Source organism: Haloferula luteola (genome assembly GCF_014201715.1).
Lineage (GTDB): Bacteria > Verrucomicrobiota > Verrucomicrobiia > Verrucomicrobiales > Akkermansiaceae > Haloferula > Haloferula luteola.
Genome location: NZ_JACHFD010000001.1, coordinates 97686 through 115027 on the forward strand (window position 1 = coordinate 97686; position 17342 = coordinate 115027).

A 17342-nucleotide genomic window follows, 5' to 3' on the forward strand; every position below is an offset into this window, starting at 1 on the left:
TTGTGAAGAAAGTGGGCAGGTTCAACTCACCTCGCCCTAAAAGAAGCGCCTATCGGCTGGCAGTCGGTTCCGCTGCTGCCTCGTGTTGCTCTTCTGCGGCTTCCAGGGCTGCCCGCTCTTTGGGAATCACTCGCACAAACTTGCGTCCGTGCTCTTCCCAATTGGCGAGAATGGCCTTGCCATGAGGACTTCCGGTAGCGGCCACGTGTGCTTCAATCAATGCCTTCAGGGTGACCACATCTGCTTCACGCTTGGTGGGCAGGGCAACGACCATTTCGTTGTTCACTCGGGAATAGAAACGTCCATCAACATCGTAAACGAAAGCGGTTCCTCCCGACATCCCGGCGCCGAAGTTCTTCCCGGTGCGACCCAGAATCACGATCGTGCCATTGGTCATGTATTCGCATCCGTGATCGCCCACGCCTTCGACCACCGCCACTGAGCCCGAATTTCGCACGGCGAAACGCTCTCCGGCTCGACCATTGAGGAACAATCGTCCGCCCGTGGCACCATAAAGACAGGTATTCCCGGCGATCGAATTCTGGTGGAACTCAAAGCGCGCGTCGGACGGCGGGTGGACGATGATTTCGCCTCCGGCCATGCCCTTGCCGACATAGTCATTGGCTTCACCAGTCAACTCAATCCGCATACCCGAAACCATAAAGCAGCCCAACGATTGTCCGGCCGTGCCCGAAAGTCGCAGGGTCACGGCGGTCTGATCCGAGAATCCATGATTCCCGTGAACCTCTGCAATCCGCCCGGCCAAACGCGTGCCGATGTTGCGATCGGTGTTCACCACATCGTAGGAGAGAGTCACCGGCTCGCGATCAGGCAACAGCGCAATGGCTTCCAACGTGCTTTCCTCAACCGATCCGACTCCGTAGTGGATGGCAGCGGGTTCTGCGCTGCCTCCCATGCCCAACTCGCGCTTGAGATCGGCGAGAATCTGCAAATCCAGGGCGGGCTTGGAAATCCCGTCGTTGCGCTCTTGGGTGCGCACTCGTGCGAGCGTGTTCGGTTCGACGCCTCGCTGCGCGGCAAGACTCGGCACGACGTCCTTCAGCACAGGACCAAGATCCAGAGTGTTGGCCTTCGGGTGCCCTGGGACCTCACGTTGACGCAAGAATTCGGGCCGACCAATCAGCTCATCCAAACTCCGGACTCCCAAACTGGCCATGATTTCACGGGCTTCTTGCGACACTCCATCGAGGAAATGAATCACCATCTCCGGCGTCCCCTTGAACTTGGCGCGCCACTTCGGATCGGTCGTCGCCACTCCTACCGGGCAGTTGTTCAAGTGGCACTTGCGCACGTAAACGCATCCCATCGCAATCATGGCGATGGTGCCGAAGTTGTATTCCTCAGCACCCAAGATCGCAGCAATCACAATGTCCCGACCGTTGCGCAGACCGCCATCAGTACGGAGCACCACGCGGTTGCGAAGATTGTTGATCATCAGTGTTTGCTGGGCCTCAGAAAGTCCCAACTCCCAGGGCGAACCCGCGTGCTTGGTCGACGAAAGAGGCGATGCCGCCGTGCCGCCATCGTGACCTGAGATCAAAATGTTATCGGCGCTAGCCTTTGCCACCCCTGCGGCCACCGTGCCGACGCCGGTTTCTGCCACCAACTTCACCGTCACCCGAGCCCGCGGATTGACCTCTTTCAGGTCGTGAATCAACTGCGCCAGGTCCTCGATACTGTAAATATCGTGGTGGGGCGGGGGAGAGATCAGTTGCACGCCGGGCTGAGTGTTACGCAGCTTTGCGATCAAACCGTTGACCTTGTGACCCGGAAGCTGCCCACCCTCACCAGGCTTGGCTCCTTGGGCCATCTTGATCTCCAACTCGTCGGCGTTGACCAGGTAATGTGCGGAAACACCAAACCGCCCGGAGGCAATCTGCTTGATATACGAACGGGCCAAATCGCCATTGGGATAAGGCCGGAATCGCTTCGTGTCCTCTCCACCTTCACCGGAATCCGACTTCGCACCAATGCGGTTCATCGCAATCGCCAAGGTCTCGTGAGCCTCCGGAGACAGCGCACCCAAAGACATGGCAGCCGTCGTGAAGCGCCGACGAATGGATTCGATCGGCTCGACCTCATCGATCGGCACCGGACCCGCAGAAGAAGGAACGAACTCAAACAAGTCCTTAATGGCCATGGGCTGGTTCTCTAGCGAAGCCTTCACGTAGCCCTCATAATCTTCAGCCTTTCCGCTTTTGACGTAGGTGTGGAAATTCTTGATCACCTCGGTCGTCAACGCGTGACGCTCACCGCTCTTACGGAATCGGTTGTACCCCGGATCCCCAAGATCCAGAGATGTGCCCTCCGCCACCTCGGTGGTGTAGGCTGCGCGGTGCCGAATCAGAGACTCCTCTGCAATTTCCGCAAATCCAATGCCGCCAATCTTGGACTGCATCCCGGCAAACGAAGCGCTGATGACTTCCTTGCCGATTCCGATCGCCTCCAGAATCTGAGCACCTTGATAGGAATTGAGCACGGAGATGCCCATCTTCGACATGATCTTCAGCAAGCCTTTCTCCAAGGCCTTGCGATAGTTCTCCATCGCCTTCTCGGCCGTCATCTCGTCACCCAACTTGGATCGATCCTGCGTGACCAACTGACGCACCGTCGCAAAGCCGAGATAAGGACACACCACCGTGGCTCCCACGCTGAACACGCAGGCCACTTGATGAGTGTCGCGCACTTCGCCGGACTCCAAAACCAAGGAACACCGCAACCGCTTGCGCACCCGGATCAAATGGTGGTGGACCGTTCCCGTTGCCAACATGGACGGAATCGGCACCCGGTCCTTGGAAATCCCCCGGTCAGAGAGAATCAAAATATTCGCGCCGCCATCAATGGCAGCCTCGGCCTCACGGCACAACGCGTCGAGCCGTGCCTTCATGCCCTCAGGGCCAGAAGATACGTCCCAGGTCATGTCCAAAACACCGGCCGGAAAACCCTCCGATGCCAGCTCCTTGATCCGCTCGACCTGATGCTCGAACAGGATTGCGGCATCCACATTCACGATCTTGCAATGTTCCGGCGTCTCCGCCAGCCAGTTGCGCTCTTGCCCCAAGCCAGCCGAAACCGTCATCACCGCCCACTCTCGAATCGGATCGATCGGGGGATTGGTGACCTGAGCAAAGCGCTGCTTGAAGTAGGTGTAAAGCAACCGAGGATAGCTCGAAAGGACGGCCAACGGAATGTCATCACCCATCGAGAAAACCGCTTCCTGGGCACCCTTGATCATCGGCGGAAACACCATGTCGAGTTCCTCCAACGAAATAGCGTGGGCCACCTGCTGTCGCGACAACTCCGTCGCTCCGAAATCATCTTCGGGAGCATGCGCTTCCGGCGAAACGAATCGACGCAGCTCCAAGCGATTCTCGTCGATCCACTGCCGATAGGGCTTTTGCTTGGCCAAGGCCTCTTTGATCTCTCGGTCGTTCTTGAACTCGCCAGTCAGCGTATTGGCAGAAAGCATTTGCCCCGGACCCAGCCGTCCCTTGCGCACCACTGTGCAATCATCAATCACCACCGCACCGGCTTCTGAGCCAATGTAGAGCAGCCCGTCCTCAGTGAGCTTGAATCGAGAAGGGCGGAGACCATTCCGGTCCAGCGAAGCACACAACTTCACGCCATCCGTATACACCAAACCTGCGGGACCATCCCACGGCTCGGAGAACGAGCGGATGTATTGATAGAAAGCCCGCAGGTCGTCTGAAATGTCTTCGTCATTCCGATACGCCGGTGGCACGAGCATGCACATCGAATGCTCGAGGGATCGGCCCGAGAGCACCAAAACCTCCAAGGCATGATCAAGGGAAGAAGAGTCGGACTCGCCTTCGCGAATCAAGTTCTTGAGCAACTCGATATCGTCGCCCCAAACCTCCGATTCGAAGTAATCCTCGCGGCTGGAGAGCCAGTTTCGATTTCCCTCCACCGTGTTGATTTCGCCATTATGGGCGAGCATGCGGAAAGGCTGACCCAACGGCCACGCCGGGAAAGTGTTGGTCGAAAAGCGCTGGTGGTAGAGAACAATCGCCGTTTCGAAATCCGGATCCTGCAAATCACAGTAAAATCCCTTCAAGGCTTCCGGCATCGCCAGCGCCTTGTAGGAAATCAGACGACCCGAAAAACTGGGAATGTAGAAATCCCGAACCTCACGCGTCTGCAATTCAATCCGGCGGCGGCACAAGAACAACTGTCGTTCGAAAGCATCGCCATCGACCTCCTCCGGGCGACGCATCAAAAGATGCTCGATCTGAGGTTGGGTGGCCTTGGCCAAAACGCCGAGAGCCTCGGGATCCACGGGGACCACCCGCCATCCAATGATCTCAATTCCGCGTTCGGCCACTGCCGCCTCGGCCTTCGCACGGATATCCGAAATCACGGCTTCGTTCCCGACCGGGAAGAAGAACACCCCAACGGCAATCGACTCTCCAGGGAGTTCGACCCCCAAATCCTTCGCGGCCTTCTCAAAAATCGGGTGGGGGATCTGCGAGAGAACTCCTGAACCGTCACCCGTCTTCATGTCCGCATCCACTGCACCCCGGTGGGTCATGCAACTCACGGATCGGAGCGCGTATTCCAGAACCTTGTGGCTGCGTTCACCGTTCAGGTTCGCAATCGCTCCCATACCGCAGTTGTCGTGTTCTTCACGCAGGGTATGGAGGGAACCGGGAACGGAAGGGGTGGAAGAGTGATAGAAGCGGTTCATTTCAAAAATAGCGGGATGGGCCCACATTCATGAGCTCCGGTGCTGGAAGGAAAACCACGGGTCTCCCTTTTCCGGAGCGGGGCAGGGAATAAACGGCAGGCGACGAAGACTGCCAAGCAGGAATTGTGCCCCGGGATCAGGCGGTTGGAGGGATTCTTCCGCCCCTAAACCACATCATCAAAGGGATTCGGCTCCAAGAGCCCTAGATCGACCAAAAAATGATCCGCAGCCTTGGTCGTCAGCTCGAAATAAAATTCCGAAACATTGAAATTGAAGAACGAGTGCTCAGCTTTTTCGTAGTCCACGATCTCCACCTGATTCTTCCGCCACTTCATCTTCCTCGCGAACTTCGCCAGAGCCGGGAAGGGGGTCAATCGGTCACGCCGACCATGGAAAAAAATCATCGGGGGAGCGTGTCTCCGAGGTCGCCGCAACGGGTTGAACTTCTTGGCAAGACCGTCCTGAGGAAATCGAGCTGCGATCTCCGGTGCCGTCGTGTTCACCAAAGCACTGTAGAGAATCAACGCCTTTGCCGGAGGATTCTCCACCGAACTCGTCTTGTCCTTGCCCGGGACTCTCAGCGCCTGATCAAGAGCCAAAAAGGCACCACCTGCCGTTCCTCCTAATACCAACCGGTCCAGCTTCAAGCGCACCTCCTCCGACTTTTCCCTGAGCCAGGCAAAGAACGCGTCCACATCCTCAATGGCTTCCATCGGGCCCGTTCCATGGACTCCTTGCAAGCGGGTCTCAATCACCCCAGCAATGGCACCCCGCGAAGCGAAATGCAGGCACTGCGGGACAAACTGAGTGATCATTGGTGAATCCCAGAAGCCCCCATGGAAAAACAACACCAGAGTGCGCTCATCGCCCTCCTGATGTCCTTCAGGGAGAAAGAAATGGCCACTGAGCGGCCCTTGCTCCGTTTCCTTGTAGGCGAATGAAATCGCCGATTTCATCATTTCCTTCTGGCGGGCCTGGCCGATGGGAGGAACTCGGAATAGAACGCTCATGCGGGTGCGGAAAAAGGAGTGTTGTGTCCCGAGGCGGCTTATCCAACTCTTTTTGGCAATGAATCCATGCAAATCTCTCGCAATCGCCCTGACGACCTTGATTGCGACCTCTGCTGCGGATGCCCAAGATGTTCGACCTGAACTCGGCAAGACTCTCTCAAGCACCTACAATGCCTGGCGCAACGCTCTTGTGCAGAAAGATTTTCGAGTCTGGCAAGCGCTCACCGCGCCTCACCGCCAAATGGAGGTCAAAAACCGCATCCTATCAGAAAAACGCCCATTTCCTGGTGCCGTCTTTCAGGTGCCGGTGCCGCCGCCTGGATTGGATGGCTTGAAGCTCGTCCGACTCTCTCAGGTAGGTGCCACTGCCAAAGGCGTGTGGTTCGGACCGGTTGATTTCGGAGTGGATGGGGAACCCACTGACAACTTGCTGGCTCTGTCCTTCGTCCAACAAGGTGGACGTTGGCTCTACGATCGTGCGGATTTCGTCAACCTTTCCGAACTCCCGGCCGCCCGCAAGGAAATGGCGGAAGGCGACTTCCACTACGTAGACGAAATTCCAGAAGCGAAAGCCAGTGGACAAATCCCTCCTGTGCCCATGGAAGTGAACCGGGCAAAATACATCGCCAAGGTGTACGCATTTTGTCCGGGCCGGGAAGTCAATGTGCAGGTCAATCGCATCAGCCGTCATCGTTTTGCCAATACACGAGAGGCCGAAATCATCATGGGTGGAGCCGTCGATGGTCGCAACGAGATCACGTATTCGGTAAAACCCATGGAAGGCTCGACCGGAAAAGAGGCGTTCGCATTGAGAGTTTACCTGATGTCAGAAATCGAAGGCACCAAACCGGTGATCGCTTTCGAGCGCCTCGCTCAAGAAGGCGAACCCGTCAAAGGCTTCGAAACTCAGACCTTCAATTTGGATCCCGAAACCGCAAAGAAGCTGGTTCCGTAATCGATTGAGGAGGAGAAAGACGTGATCAATGGCCTCCATATTACTTGTGACAATGTATGTAATGCGGAATTGACTTCCGACATTTTTCTTGCTAGCCGCCGGGTGGTTTGTAGGCTCCGCGTCGTTATTTGGATGCGCGCAAGCGTCTCTGCACTGCTCGAAGGACTGCTACCCTGAGAGCGAAATAATCTCGGGTGCTAAGCATCTGCGATCGCCCCGGCGGGATTGCTACCCCGTCGGGGCATTTTTTGTCCATGGATTCGAATCAGATTTTTCTACTCGGCGTGATGGTGGTGCTCCTGGTCATCGCCAAAAAACTTGGAGCTTCTGGCGGATCAGGTAGACGAGCTCGGATCGATTACGTTCACAAGCCGCTCCTCACACCGGCGGAACGCTCGTTTTTCGGGGTTCTTCAATCCGTGGTTCCTCCTGGCTACTTCGTCGCCATCAAGCCACGGATGGCCGATGTCCTGGACCCTTCGCCGAAACTTCGCGGCCGGGTCAGACACGCGACTTTCTTTAGAATTTCGTCCAAACATTTCGATTTTGTGGTCTGTGAAACCGGCGGTTTCGAGCCTGTCGTCGTCATCGAATTGGACGATTCCTCACACAATAAATCCCGTGCAAAAGCCACGGATTTCTTTAAGGATCAAAGCCTAGCCTCTGCAAAGCTACCAATCCTGCGAGTGAAGGCCGCCCGCTCCTATGTCGCTGCGGACCTTGCGGCTTCTCTCAATCAAAAGGTCTCGGAGAGATTTTCTTGACGTCTCTAGTTAGGTCGTTCTAAGCGTCGAATACGTTCCGCGGTGCGGTTCGTCCGGTGTAGCAGCCGGAGGGTGTAGCAGCCCATTCACCATCCAAATAACAACCTAGCATCAGAGACCAACAATGCGCCCCGCATGCGTACCCGTGTGTGTGCCTACCCTTTCCGGGGTGTGGCGTTTGATCTATTCCCGCCTCTGCTGCGTAACACGCGGCCGACGTGCAGGCTAAGGCAGCAAATCTGTTAGGATCGGGGGCAACCCCTACAGAACTGCCCGCCCTTCGATGCCGAGAGGCTTGCTCGGATATGGCCGACTCGTCGCCGGGCGCTCTCGGGAAGTCTTCTCAGGGTGTCCGGCGGCAGGCCCATCCGTTCTTCACGGATCGCCGCAAATGGCGGAATCACCGTTGCCCTCTGGTGACGGATGCCTGGGCAACGGGATCGGGCGATGCCGTCGAACTTCTCACCGGTCAACTGGCCTTCCCCTTTTTCGGGCAGGATCACTTGCCCCTCTCGAAAGGAGGTCGCCGATGATCTGCCACGCGACGCTCAATGTAGCATCCGTGCACCTTTCGGCCCCCACCCGTGGAGAACGTGAGCAATGGGTCAAACTCGCTGTGGCCACCTGGTGCCGTTCGAGTGCCTTTGCCGAGTGCTTCTCGGAATATTGGGGCACCGTTCCGGGCGTTGAGTTCACTCTCTCAGGTGCCCATTGCCATCTCACGCTTCTGGTCCGGAAGCGTCTGACCTCCTCTCAGCTCGAACTTTTGAAAAGCGCATGGGGGCTTGGTCACATTGGCCTCCAATACCCCACCACCAAGAAAGGAGGTCGCCGTGCCAGCTGAGCGATTGAATCGGTTAGAAGCGGGTCGACCATCGCTCGAAAACGGTGCTCTGCGTCTTCGTCCGGTGCGAGCCGACGAGATCGAGGACGCTCGCAAGCGCTACGCCGAAGCCTGCGCCCGTTTTGGCTTCGATTCCTGTTTCCCAACTTTCTGCCGGGAAGTTCGCGGATGGTCCTGGGACGATCTTTTCGGCTGGATGGCTGAGCCCTCGCGCACAGCCTCGCCGATTTCGCCGGACGGCCGGCGCATGTATACCCTTACCCGGTCGGCTCAGCCCGACTCCCCTGGGAGGGAGCGGCCAGAAAGGTCGAGGGGGGCCGGCCGGGTTCTCCGTCAATCGGCCCCTGCCCCTGGCGGTTTCCTCCCCGGGTCGGCGCTCCACGTGCGCCAGCAATTTCCCCCATCCTGGTTCACCCCTGCGGGAGTAGCCAAAAAGCGCCGGCTTTTGGAGGCGAAAGGCCTTCCGTCGTTCAAGGGCTGGCGCTTCATCACTCTCACCCTGGCCCGCGACAACTTCGGCGGCTGCCCACTGACCGGCTTCCTTGAAGGCCGCGAAAAACTCCGGCGCTTCATGGAGTCGGCCCGCCGCCTCGGTCTCTGGAAGCGTGGGGTGAAGTGGGCATGGAAGCTCGAATTTCAGCGCGACGGCTGGGCCCACTGGCATCTCCTCATCGATCGCAAGGCGAAGTTCTCGATTGCCGAGATGGAAACCGTGGATCGGATTTGGGGGCTCGGCCGCACCAATTGTCGCCGCATCTCCAAGAGCGAGTTCGGGTATCAATTCAAATACGCCTTCAAGGGCGTCTACCAGGACGACGGATCGGGCCTCGCTGTCCCGCAATGGTTCCTCAGTTACTACGAAGCATCTAGTAAAGGGAAACGTCCCCTGGCCTTTTCGCGCTGCCGCTTCTGGCAGACATCCAAAGATTTTTACACTGGAGCGCGAGCAAAGGTGGATGAACGGAAAGCGAAAAATTCGTCCCTGGTCCCCCGCCCTCTTTCCGAGGTGCTCGAAGATCAGGGGCGAAGTGTCGTCATCTGCGCTCGCGATCATTCGGGCCGATACGTCGAGGGCAAGACCCTCCGTCTGGCCGTCGATTTCAAGGACTTCCTCCGACTGTTCCTCTGGGACGTGGAGAACCGGGCCGGGGTGGTGCTCTCCGTCCGGTCGTTCGTCGTAGCACCCGACACATTGGATCGAACCATCAACCAACACGAAAAATGGCAACTGCAACCCCTACACCAACGAAACCGGCTGACACTTCGAACGGCCAACCGAATCCGCCACGAGCGGCGCAACCTGGAAACATGCTGACGCGGGCTGACTATGGTTTGGCGATTACGGGCCGGGTCGATGCCATTGAGCCGTTGCGGCATCGCCAGGGCGTCGGCAAAGGCAGCGGGCAGCCCTACAGCTTCTGGCAACAATCGGCCTCGATCGCGATCGGCGGCGAGATGTTCGAGGTGAATTTCCGTGCTGATACCGACCCCGGCGGCGACCTGGTTCCCTTCGAGCTCGATGAAGTCGTGCGGATCCGCGTGGGCGCTCCTCGCGTCTACAACGGGAAAACCTCTTTCGACGCGGCGTAATGGATTCCGTCGTTGCGCAGAAAGCGGAGGCGTCGGCCTTTGATGAATGGTGGGCCAGCGAGGCTCCTGACTTCACGGACCCTGAGCGGGCGGCTCGGCTCGCCTGGGATGCTGCGTTGTGTGCGGCTGGCTCGGCATGCCTGCAACCCGCCGAGGCGGGCCCCCTGCCTCCGAAGAACGGCAACGAGATCCATTCGGCTGTCACTCGCCTGCATTCCTGGAACTCACGGCAGTAAAACCCCGGGTGGTTGCCCCGCGCCAGCGGGGCAGCCCCCGGGGTTTCCTTTCCTCGTTTAACAAAAACATAACTGACAAACACATGCCCTTCCTCCCCTGCGCCCGGTGCGGCGATCAAATCGAATGCGATCAAGAGGATTACGATTTGGCGAATGATCCTGAAGCCTTCCTTGGTGGGTGCGGGACCATCTGTGCGTCCTGCGCTGAAGAGCGGGATGCCGACGTTTGTACGACATGTGCCGTAGAGCGCGAGGAGTGCAGCGAGTGCGGGGAAATGTTCGTTCCTGGTCAGCTGTGGAACGGGCAATTCAGGGACAAGTGCAACGACTGCATCGAGGCGGAATACAACTGAGCCCGATAGGCACACGCCAAAGATTTTCACCCTTTCCCCACTGAGTTCTTGGAGCCGCGGCCCTGGGTTCCATGGGAAAACCAAGACGCAAAACAACATGGATTGGATCGCATTTTCCGCTGCCGCTGGGGCGATGGTCACCGCGTCGGCCATCATCATCGTTCAGTCAACGGTGAGGCGGGCAATCGATTCAATCTGATCCACTACAAAGCAATGGACGAAGCCATCACCACCGCCATCACTTCCCTTACCGGCACTGTGACCGGGATCGGAACGGCAGCCATGGCCCTTGTCGTCGCGTTCGCCATCTGGCGCAACGTCCGCAAGGCCGGTAACAAGGTGTAAACCGTTGGCCCCTCTTCGGGAGACCGGAGAGGGGCTTTTGTAGTCATCCCCTCCCCATGCATGGATCCTCAACAATTCGCGGAAATCGTAGCGCACTTGGAAGCGCTGCAGGAAATCGGATCGATCACGGCCGGACTCATGGTCGGCGGGTTCTTGGGTATTTTGCTCTCGCGTTGGGTTGGCTGAACTTCGCCCAATCTGCCGAGTTCAATCACTCGGCGCCGCACGCGACGATCAACGCCACAGTTGGGCGCAGTGTGGTCACCACAGGGAGCGGGACCTTTGAATATAGTTTCAACGGTTCGACCTGGGTCACAAAGACGGCGGGTGCGTTCATCGGTGAGGAGTTCAAGAGCAGTGGCTACACCTATTGGTACGGCACCTTCAAGGAGACGCAGGAGATTCCGATGAACACTGTTAGTCCGATGTATTCCTCCATTTGGACGGTTTGGGTTCGTCGGTCTTCCGGCCACGATTCCGTGGTCTTTGACGTTACATTGGACGATTCCACCGTGAACTATAAGGGCGGCTCAAGTGGTGGTAGCGCTCCTCACTTTGTTTTAGATCCGGTCACGATTGACCTGGGCGCGGATGCGTCGGCTCCAATCACGGTTGATGATCCGTATTTTCAGGAGCCCGAGCCGAGTCCCTGGGAGAAGTTTTGGGGCAAGGACATCACTGTCCCCATCGTCTCTGAGCCTGGGCAAGATTACGTTGAAATTGAGATCGGCGGGAAAACCTACCAATTCCCGGTCGAGCCATCCGGGAGCGATGAGTATGGATCGCTCGCCTACGTGACGCTCCCGATCCCTGAAGGCTGGGACGGCACTGCGACGATTGACGGGGTCACGGGGCAATTTGCCCCGAACATCATTTCCACGGGCAATGAGACCATGCCCTACATCCTCAATCCCTACGCCGGATCTAGTAGCAGCCTCCCAACAGGCATGTCTTGGGGTGTGGTCGATCTCCCTGAGGGAATGACGCGGGGCGGCGTGGTCCCCCTCCCCGATGGCATGACTCGAGTTGATTTTGGGGCATCCACTGGCGGTTGGCTCCCGGTGATCCTGGGCAACTCGAACGGCTCCACGACGGTGCACAATCAATCCATGGATCAGATTGTTTCCTCCTCGGTGTCTGGAACAGTGACCAGCTCAGGAGGCTCGACAAGTGGCGGCAGTGTTTCCAATTCAGGTTCGAACTCGTCAGCTTCGACGGGCTCCACCGGTCTTGAAGATTTGGAAGAACAGGCGATCGATGCAGGCTCAGCGGCAGGCTTTAATGGCGGCGGAGATGAGGAAGGCCCGAACGAATCGCTCCAAGGCATCGCCGGTCAGTGGGAGACGATCAAGTCTCAGATTCAAGGCAAGTTTGGCGGGTTTGCTCCATTGGCAACTGGAGGCCTTCCGACTCAATCGAATCTCACTTTGAATCTCGACTTCGGCCGTTTCGGCTCTCGGCAACTGGTGATCGATCTGACCGCAACCCCCTTCCCCACCATTCGCTCCCTCTCCCTGGTCATCCTCACCTTTCACGCTGCCTGGTTCTTCATCCGATGGATTAAGGTCTAATTGCACCTCTTCTAATGGCGTCTCCTACTATTTTTTGGCTCAATAACACCGCAAAGGTGCTTGGGAAGATGGTCCCTCTTATCGGGACCATTTTCGGTTGGTTTGTGTGGGTCAATGACCTGGGCGAGAGAATCATCGCTGGCGGTCTGAATTTCATCATCGATCGCTTGGACGCGATCGACACAACAGCCTTTTCTAATGCCTCCTTCGCCTCTGTGGCAGGGATCGGCATTGCCAATGCGGTCTTCCCCCTGAGCGAAGCCATCACGATGTGGAGTGCTCTCTTTACGGCGATGCTGGCAATCATCGTCATTCGCTGGGTCAAATCCTTCATTCCGACCGTCTCCAACTGAATGATCCAGTTCGTTACAGGAACTCTTGGAGCCGGGAAAACTTTCCATTCCATGCGTCTCCTCATGGAGGGCTTGGCCGGGGGGAAAACGGTCGTTACCAATATCGACGTTGACCGGGAGAAGGTCTTTCGGCGTGTCGCGATCCATCACCGGCGGAAGCTTGAGGAAGACCAACTGCGCGTCATCGACGTAGAAGAGACTCCGGATTGGGAATCAGAAATTCCCTATGGCGAAGCCGAGGGAACCGTCTTGGTCGTGATGGACGAGGCACACCTCTTCTACAACTCTCGCGACTGGGCCGAGACGGCTTCGAAGCACAAGCGGCTTTTGTCCTTTCTCACGCAGTCCCGGAAAGCCGGCGTCGATGTGATTTGGATCACTCAGAGCGGCGGGAACGTGGACAAGCAATTCCGCGAGCTGGCTGAGTGGCAATTGGCAATCGTCAACGCGAGGCACCTTCCCTTGGGCTGGCTCGGCGCGGTTCCGTGGCAAGCCTACATCGTCAAGCGGATCTCCGTTTCCGGCGGCTACGTCGTGAAGAAGTCTTGGCACTCCTATGATTCCTGGATCAAGGGCACCTACCGGACGCAAGCGCTTCTAGACTCGACAATGCGCGGCCTTGCCGAGCGAGCCGAATGGCTCGGCTTAAGAAAGCTCTCCAAAGTGGGACTCTTGGAGCAAGCCCGGCTTCGTTGGCTCGATTGGTGGCCGCAAATTCGAACCAAGTTTGCCAAATGAGGTTCTTTCTTATCCTGATTGGGCTCGGGCTGGCGGGTTGGTATGGCTGGCGGTCGGTGAAGTCGGCGTTGTCGTTCGAGTCGGCAAAGGAGGTCATCCAGAAGGTGGAGGATCAAACTCAGCCGCAAAAGAAGCCCCGCAAGCCGATCGAGAACGGAATAGCCTCAGGGATCCGGCAGAGCCTGGGCACGGACAAGGAACAAGCCCCCTTTTACGCTCGAACGGTTCGCTTTGAGAATCGGCCGGCACCTGCCGTCGAGATGCTCTCTCAGCTGGCAACCGTTGGCGTCAATGCATTCGCTGACTCGGTCACGCGCTCGATCGTGCTCACCGGCCCGGGCGACCGGGTCGAGGCCATCGCTCTTGCCCTGGAGAGCGGCGATTGGGTTCCCGGTTCCTGCGGGTGCCAAGCATTTGCGGTGTACGTCTCCAGGAAGGCCGAGAAGGGTTTCGATCTAGTGGCTGCACTTTCGGCCGTGGGAGGTCACAAGACGACGGCATCCATCGGCGGCGGCGATGTGGTGGTCACGCTGGGGCTGGATGAAGTGGTGGCCGCTCTCCAGGTCATTGCCGATGGCGAGGCGGTCGACGTGATCCAGCGGCCCCACGTGCGGCTTCTGGACGGAGTTCCGGCGCGTGTTGAAGCGATTGAGGAAGTTCCGGTTCCTTCGACCGTCGTCTCTCAGGGCATCGCGCAAACCTCCATCGAGTTCCGCAAGGTTGGCCTGCAGCTGACGGTGGAACCCGTGTTCCTGGGCGGCGATCGCGTGCGCCTGTCGATCCGACAGGAAAACGGGCTTCTTGGCTCGCCGGTCGAGATCGAGGGCAATGATATCCCCGTGATTCAGACTCAGGCAGTGGAATCCGGAGTTGAGCTCACCGTTGGCCAGTCGGTTGTCCTGGGAGGAATGAGGACTTACCGGAAGACGCTTTCGCGTGGCCTTCTGCGCAACGTGGAGAGCGTTGAAGAGGGAGCCTTGTATGTGATTCTCTCGACGTTCTCAGACGCTCCACGGGCGACGCTGCCGGTTCCTGACGCCTCCGGCCCGCTCGAAGGTCCAGAATGGTTTGAAGACGACTCCAGCGGCCCCCTTCCCTCCCCTGCGGATTGGATCGATGGGGAGCTGTTGCCCCGAAAGGGTTGGGAAGAAGAAGAGCGTGAGTTGATTCGCTCGAAGCTTGGCCATCCTGCAAAGTGAGGAAAATTCTCTGCACCTGTCGGCTTCCTCGATCAAAGTGGCCTGACCCATGGCCTGATGGGATGCTTTGCCGGAAGTGTCGGGGAAATCGTGGTGTTGCGAAGCCCTGGGAATTATCAGCGGCTCGGTCGCTTGTGCGCTCGGTAATGGCTGCTCGTGCTCGTATCTTGGTGGACAGAATGAAAAAAAGCTAAAAATCAATTGATTTGAATAACCTGAACTCAATGCCACCCTTCGCACCGCAACGGCACAGAACGCCCTCACCCCCCTGATCTTTAGTTGCTTGTCACCAGAAACAAAATCAGCATGAACTTTGACGTGGTTTCGATTTTTGATCCACAATGGCCCACCGTAAATTTACTGATTATTTTTATAGGAGTTGTCATTATTTCATATTGGATTGCGTCAGAAATTAGGCACTGGCGATCCCGAAGAAAGAAATGAATTGAAAATCAGATCGTTATGCGATTGGCATGATGAAAATTATTCAGAAATAGGGATTTTCCACACGCGTCTTCGCGTTATTTCTCAGAGAATTCGCGTAAATCGGGCGATTAATATTGCTCGGAAGTCGGGCGTTATATTTTATCCGGCCGCCTCCTAGCAGGCTACATACATCGTTCCCCCGAGCTGCATGTAAACCAGCGGCTCCTGCTCTCGACGCTCGAACACCCCCAAAGGTTCACTAGCAACGGGAGCAGGAGCCTTTTTCGTCTTTTTGGCTTCTCATTGATGCCCAATGTGGTCTCCTGAAATCGCTTACAGTTTAAGGGAAGGCCACAACGATTATTTGTGACTTGCCAAGCTAAGATCTCCACCAACTTCACCAAAAAACCCTTCAAAATTGGCGAGTTGGTGGGGATCGATCTCTTCAAATATTTTACATGGCTGCGGGAGGCCGACTTGTCACTTCTTCGGAAGATAGGTGAACTGAGTATTAGGCATTGAGAGCTTACGACTGCCCGCGTAGAAGGCGTTACCTCCCTAGTCCACCGATATTCGGGTACAGGAAATTGGTGACTAACCTGGGATGGTGTGTGTAGGGGTGTGGCGAAAGAGACTTCGTCACACCCCGATCACGAAAGAAAAAATGCGAGGTCCCCTTCCAGGCCTCCCTCCACCAATGAATCCACCCGAGCTACTTCAGGTCATAGGGATCTGATTTTTAAGCGTTTACCGCTAATTCGGAGGAGATGAAATCTTGTTCATCAACTTGATTTGCACGGTGAGCTTTTAAAATCACCCATGTTCAAAATCAGAAAACCTTGAACAATCGGCCCGTTATGGTCGATTGTTCAGACAATGCAGATTGCGAAGTGGAGCCGAGAGTCCCTGGGGGGGGATTCCGTCTCAAGCGCCAATGTTTGCGCCGCTGTAACTCTGCAGGACTCCACATGCATTGACGTCGGGGGACGTCAGACACTGTGGGCGGGCTCGGCGTCTCTTAGACGTCGGGCCCGTTAAATTTGCGGATTTCCCCCCAATTGAGGGGGTTGGCCTTTGTTGTTCGTTGGATGACAGTGATATCCATGGGAGGCCAGTCGTCTCGACGTTGGTCTGCTTCGGCCGCTCAGGAGCGAAGCAGCCCCCCTAATCTTCGGGTGAGAAGTCCGGGGGCTCCCATCAGCCAATCCCACTACGATAAGTTGCAGTTAACATGAAATCTCTAGATCTTGATTGGGACCATGTATCGTCCTTTAATGTGATAGTAACAATAAGAAGTGGCCTTGGGAATCATTCCGTTGAATCGACTCACTTTTTTTCGGAAAAAGACGTGCTTCCTCTGAGAATAAAATGCTTAAATTCACGCTGCGAGGATGGCGGCTTCGATCCTAAGGAACTAATTCAAGGAGCTCTAGTAGCTAACAATGGAAAGATTGACATCAATCAATCGATTGATTGCGGAGGGATAATTCAGATTCTCAGCAAGGAATCTAAGTCATGCGGTTGCAAGTGTATTGTTGTCGGAAGGATCGTCACCAAGGGGTGAGAGACCCCTTATATCCTGGTTAGTTCATTCGGGCGAAGCCTCGGATCAAGTGACTTTTGGGCCGTGAAACCAACGATCGGGGCTGGCCCATTCAAAGTGGGGGTTTGGGGGAGAGCATTTCCCCCAGCCGCCGGAGGCTGAATGCTTGGGGGGTCTAGGGGGTTCTCCCCCATGCGGGGGAGTTTGAGGGGGCGGGCCCCCTCGAGGGTTTGCGGGCCCGATCTGGCGACCGGACCCGTATTACGGTTAGAGTTGGAAGTGATGCACCTCCCCTTGGGCTTCGAACAAGTGCCCCTGCTCGATGGATTTGAGGACTTTCACTGCCCCAAACGCTCTAACGGGGAAAGCCCTGCAGGCGTCGACGACGGTGTAATCGGCCCAAAGATAGTGCTCATTTTCGACGACGGCTTTCAGTTCGATGGCTGAGGCGTCGGTGTAGATGTTGGCGAGGGCGGCTTGAATTCGGTCTACGAGGTTCATAGTATTAAACGGTGCGAATGCGCACGCTACGCGCGCGCAATTCTTGGGAGCCGATCCGCCCAGGTGGGGTCCCAGCGCAGTCACCGAGTGCAACGAGGGGAACCCCCGTTCGAGCATGGCACGCAGGTGCTTAGGGACTCGTTCCCTTAGCACGCTGCCGCCACGCGGAGATAAGCGGGGTTGACGGC

Annotated in this window: 16 protein-coding genes; 13 read left to right on the forward strand and 3 right to left on the reverse strand. The window is 56.9% G+C overall.

Annotation, left to right across the window (positions count from 1 at the left end; translation table 11 throughout):
- Positions 1–49 precede the first annotated feature (49 nt).
- Together gltB and HNR46_RS00425 are read right to left on the reverse strand one after the other, a co-directional pair.
- The gene (gene gltB, locus HNR46_RS00420) at positions 50–4726 is read right to left on the reverse strand and encodes a glutamate synthase large subunit (protein WP_184014738.1); all 4677 of its coding nucleotides are present in this window, start codon (positions 4724–4726) and stop codon (positions 50–52) included.
- A 164-nt stretch (positions 4727–4890) separates the two neighbouring features.
- Positions 4891–5736, reverse strand: coding sequence for an alpha/beta hydrolase (locus HNR46_RS00425; RefSeq protein WP_184014740.1), 846 nt, complete (start codon positions 5734–5736; stop codon positions 4891–4893).
- Between the two features lie 58 nt (positions 5737–5794).
- Here HNR46_RS00425 and HNR46_RS00430 point away from each other — a divergent pair, with 58 nt between their 5' ends.
- The 13 genes from HNR46_RS00430 (at position 5795) to HNR46_RS00490 (ending at position 14684) form a co-directional block, all read left to right on the forward strand.
- Positions 5795–6691: a hypothetical protein gene (locus HNR46_RS00430; RefSeq protein ID WP_184014742.1), complete on the forward strand. Its 897-nt coding sequence runs from the start codon at positions 5795–5797 to the stop codon at positions 6689–6691.
- Between the two features lie 254 nt (positions 6692–6945).
- A complete protein-coding gene (locus HNR46_RS00435) occupies positions 6946–7455 on the forward strand; it encodes a DUF2726 domain-containing protein (RefSeq protein WP_184014744.1) in 510 nt (169 codons plus the stop codon).
- Between the two features lie 305 nt (positions 7456–7760).
- On the forward strand, positions 7761–7988 hold the full coding sequence (locus tag HNR46_RS00440) for a hypothetical protein (RefSeq protein ID WP_184014746.1): 228 nt from the start codon (positions 7761–7763) through the stop codon (positions 7986–7988).
- The gene (locus HNR46_RS00445; protein ID WP_221284939.1) at positions 7985–8299 is read left to right on the forward strand and encodes a hypothetical protein; all 315 of its coding nucleotides are present in this window, start codon (positions 7985–7987) and stop codon (positions 8297–8299) included. Before HNR46_RS00440 ends, HNR46_RS00445 begins: the two co-directional genes overlap by 4 nt.
- A complete protein-coding gene (locus tag HNR46_RS00450; protein WP_184014749.1) occupies positions 8289–9614 on the forward strand; it encodes a rolling circle replication-associated protein in 1326 nt (441 codons plus the stop codon). Before HNR46_RS00445 ends, HNR46_RS00450 begins: the two co-directional genes overlap by 11 nt.
- On the forward strand, positions 9608–9889 hold the full coding sequence (locus HNR46_RS00455; protein ID WP_184014750.1) for a hypothetical protein: 282 nt from the start codon (positions 9608–9610) through the stop codon (positions 9887–9889). Before HNR46_RS00450 ends, HNR46_RS00455 begins: the two co-directional genes overlap by 7 nt.
- Entirely contained in the window at positions 9889–10125 is a 237-nt protein-coding gene (locus HNR46_RS00460; RefSeq protein ID WP_184014751.1) for a hypothetical protein, read from the forward strand. The genes HNR46_RS00455 and HNR46_RS00460 overlap by 1 nt, the downstream gene beginning before the upstream one ends.
- An 83-nt stretch (positions 10126–10208) precedes the next feature.
- A complete protein-coding gene (locus tag HNR46_RS00465; protein ID WP_184014752.1) occupies positions 10209–10478 on the forward strand; it encodes a hypothetical protein in 270 nt (89 codons plus the stop codon).
- A 102-nt stretch (positions 10479–10580) separates the two neighbouring features.
- Positions 10581–10823: a major capsid protein gene (locus tag HNR46_RS00470; RefSeq protein WP_184014753.1), complete on the forward strand. Its 243-nt coding sequence runs from the start codon at positions 10581–10583 to the stop codon at positions 10821–10823.
- A 56-nt stretch (positions 10824–10879) separates the two neighbouring features.
- Positions 10880–12394, forward strand: a complete 1515-nt coding sequence (locus HNR46_RS00475; protein ID WP_184014754.1) for a hypothetical protein — start codon at positions 10880–10882, stop codon at positions 12392–12394.
- 14 nt (positions 12395–12408) lie between these two features.
- Positions 12409–12747, forward strand: a complete 339-nt coding sequence (locus tag HNR46_RS00480; protein WP_221284940.1) for a hypothetical protein — start codon at positions 12409–12411, stop codon at positions 12745–12747.
- The gene (locus HNR46_RS00485; protein WP_184014757.1) at positions 12748–13485 is read left to right on the forward strand and encodes a zonular occludens toxin domain-containing protein; all 738 of its coding nucleotides are present in this window, start codon (positions 12748–12750) and stop codon (positions 13483–13485) included.
- Positions 13482–14684: a type II secretion system protein GspD gene (locus HNR46_RS00490; protein WP_184014759.1), complete on the forward strand. Its 1203-nt coding sequence runs from the start codon at positions 13482–13484 to the stop codon at positions 14682–14684. The genes HNR46_RS00485 and HNR46_RS00490 overlap by 4 nt, the downstream gene beginning before the upstream one ends.
- Before the next feature lie 2236 nt (positions 14685–16920).
- Here the strand turns inward: HNR46_RS00490 and HNR46_RS00495 are convergent.
- On the reverse strand, positions 16921–17154 hold the full coding sequence (locus HNR46_RS00495) for a hypothetical protein (RefSeq protein ID WP_184014761.1): 234 nt from the start codon (positions 17152–17154) through the stop codon (positions 16921–16923).
- Positions 17155–17342: the final 188 nt, after the last annotated feature.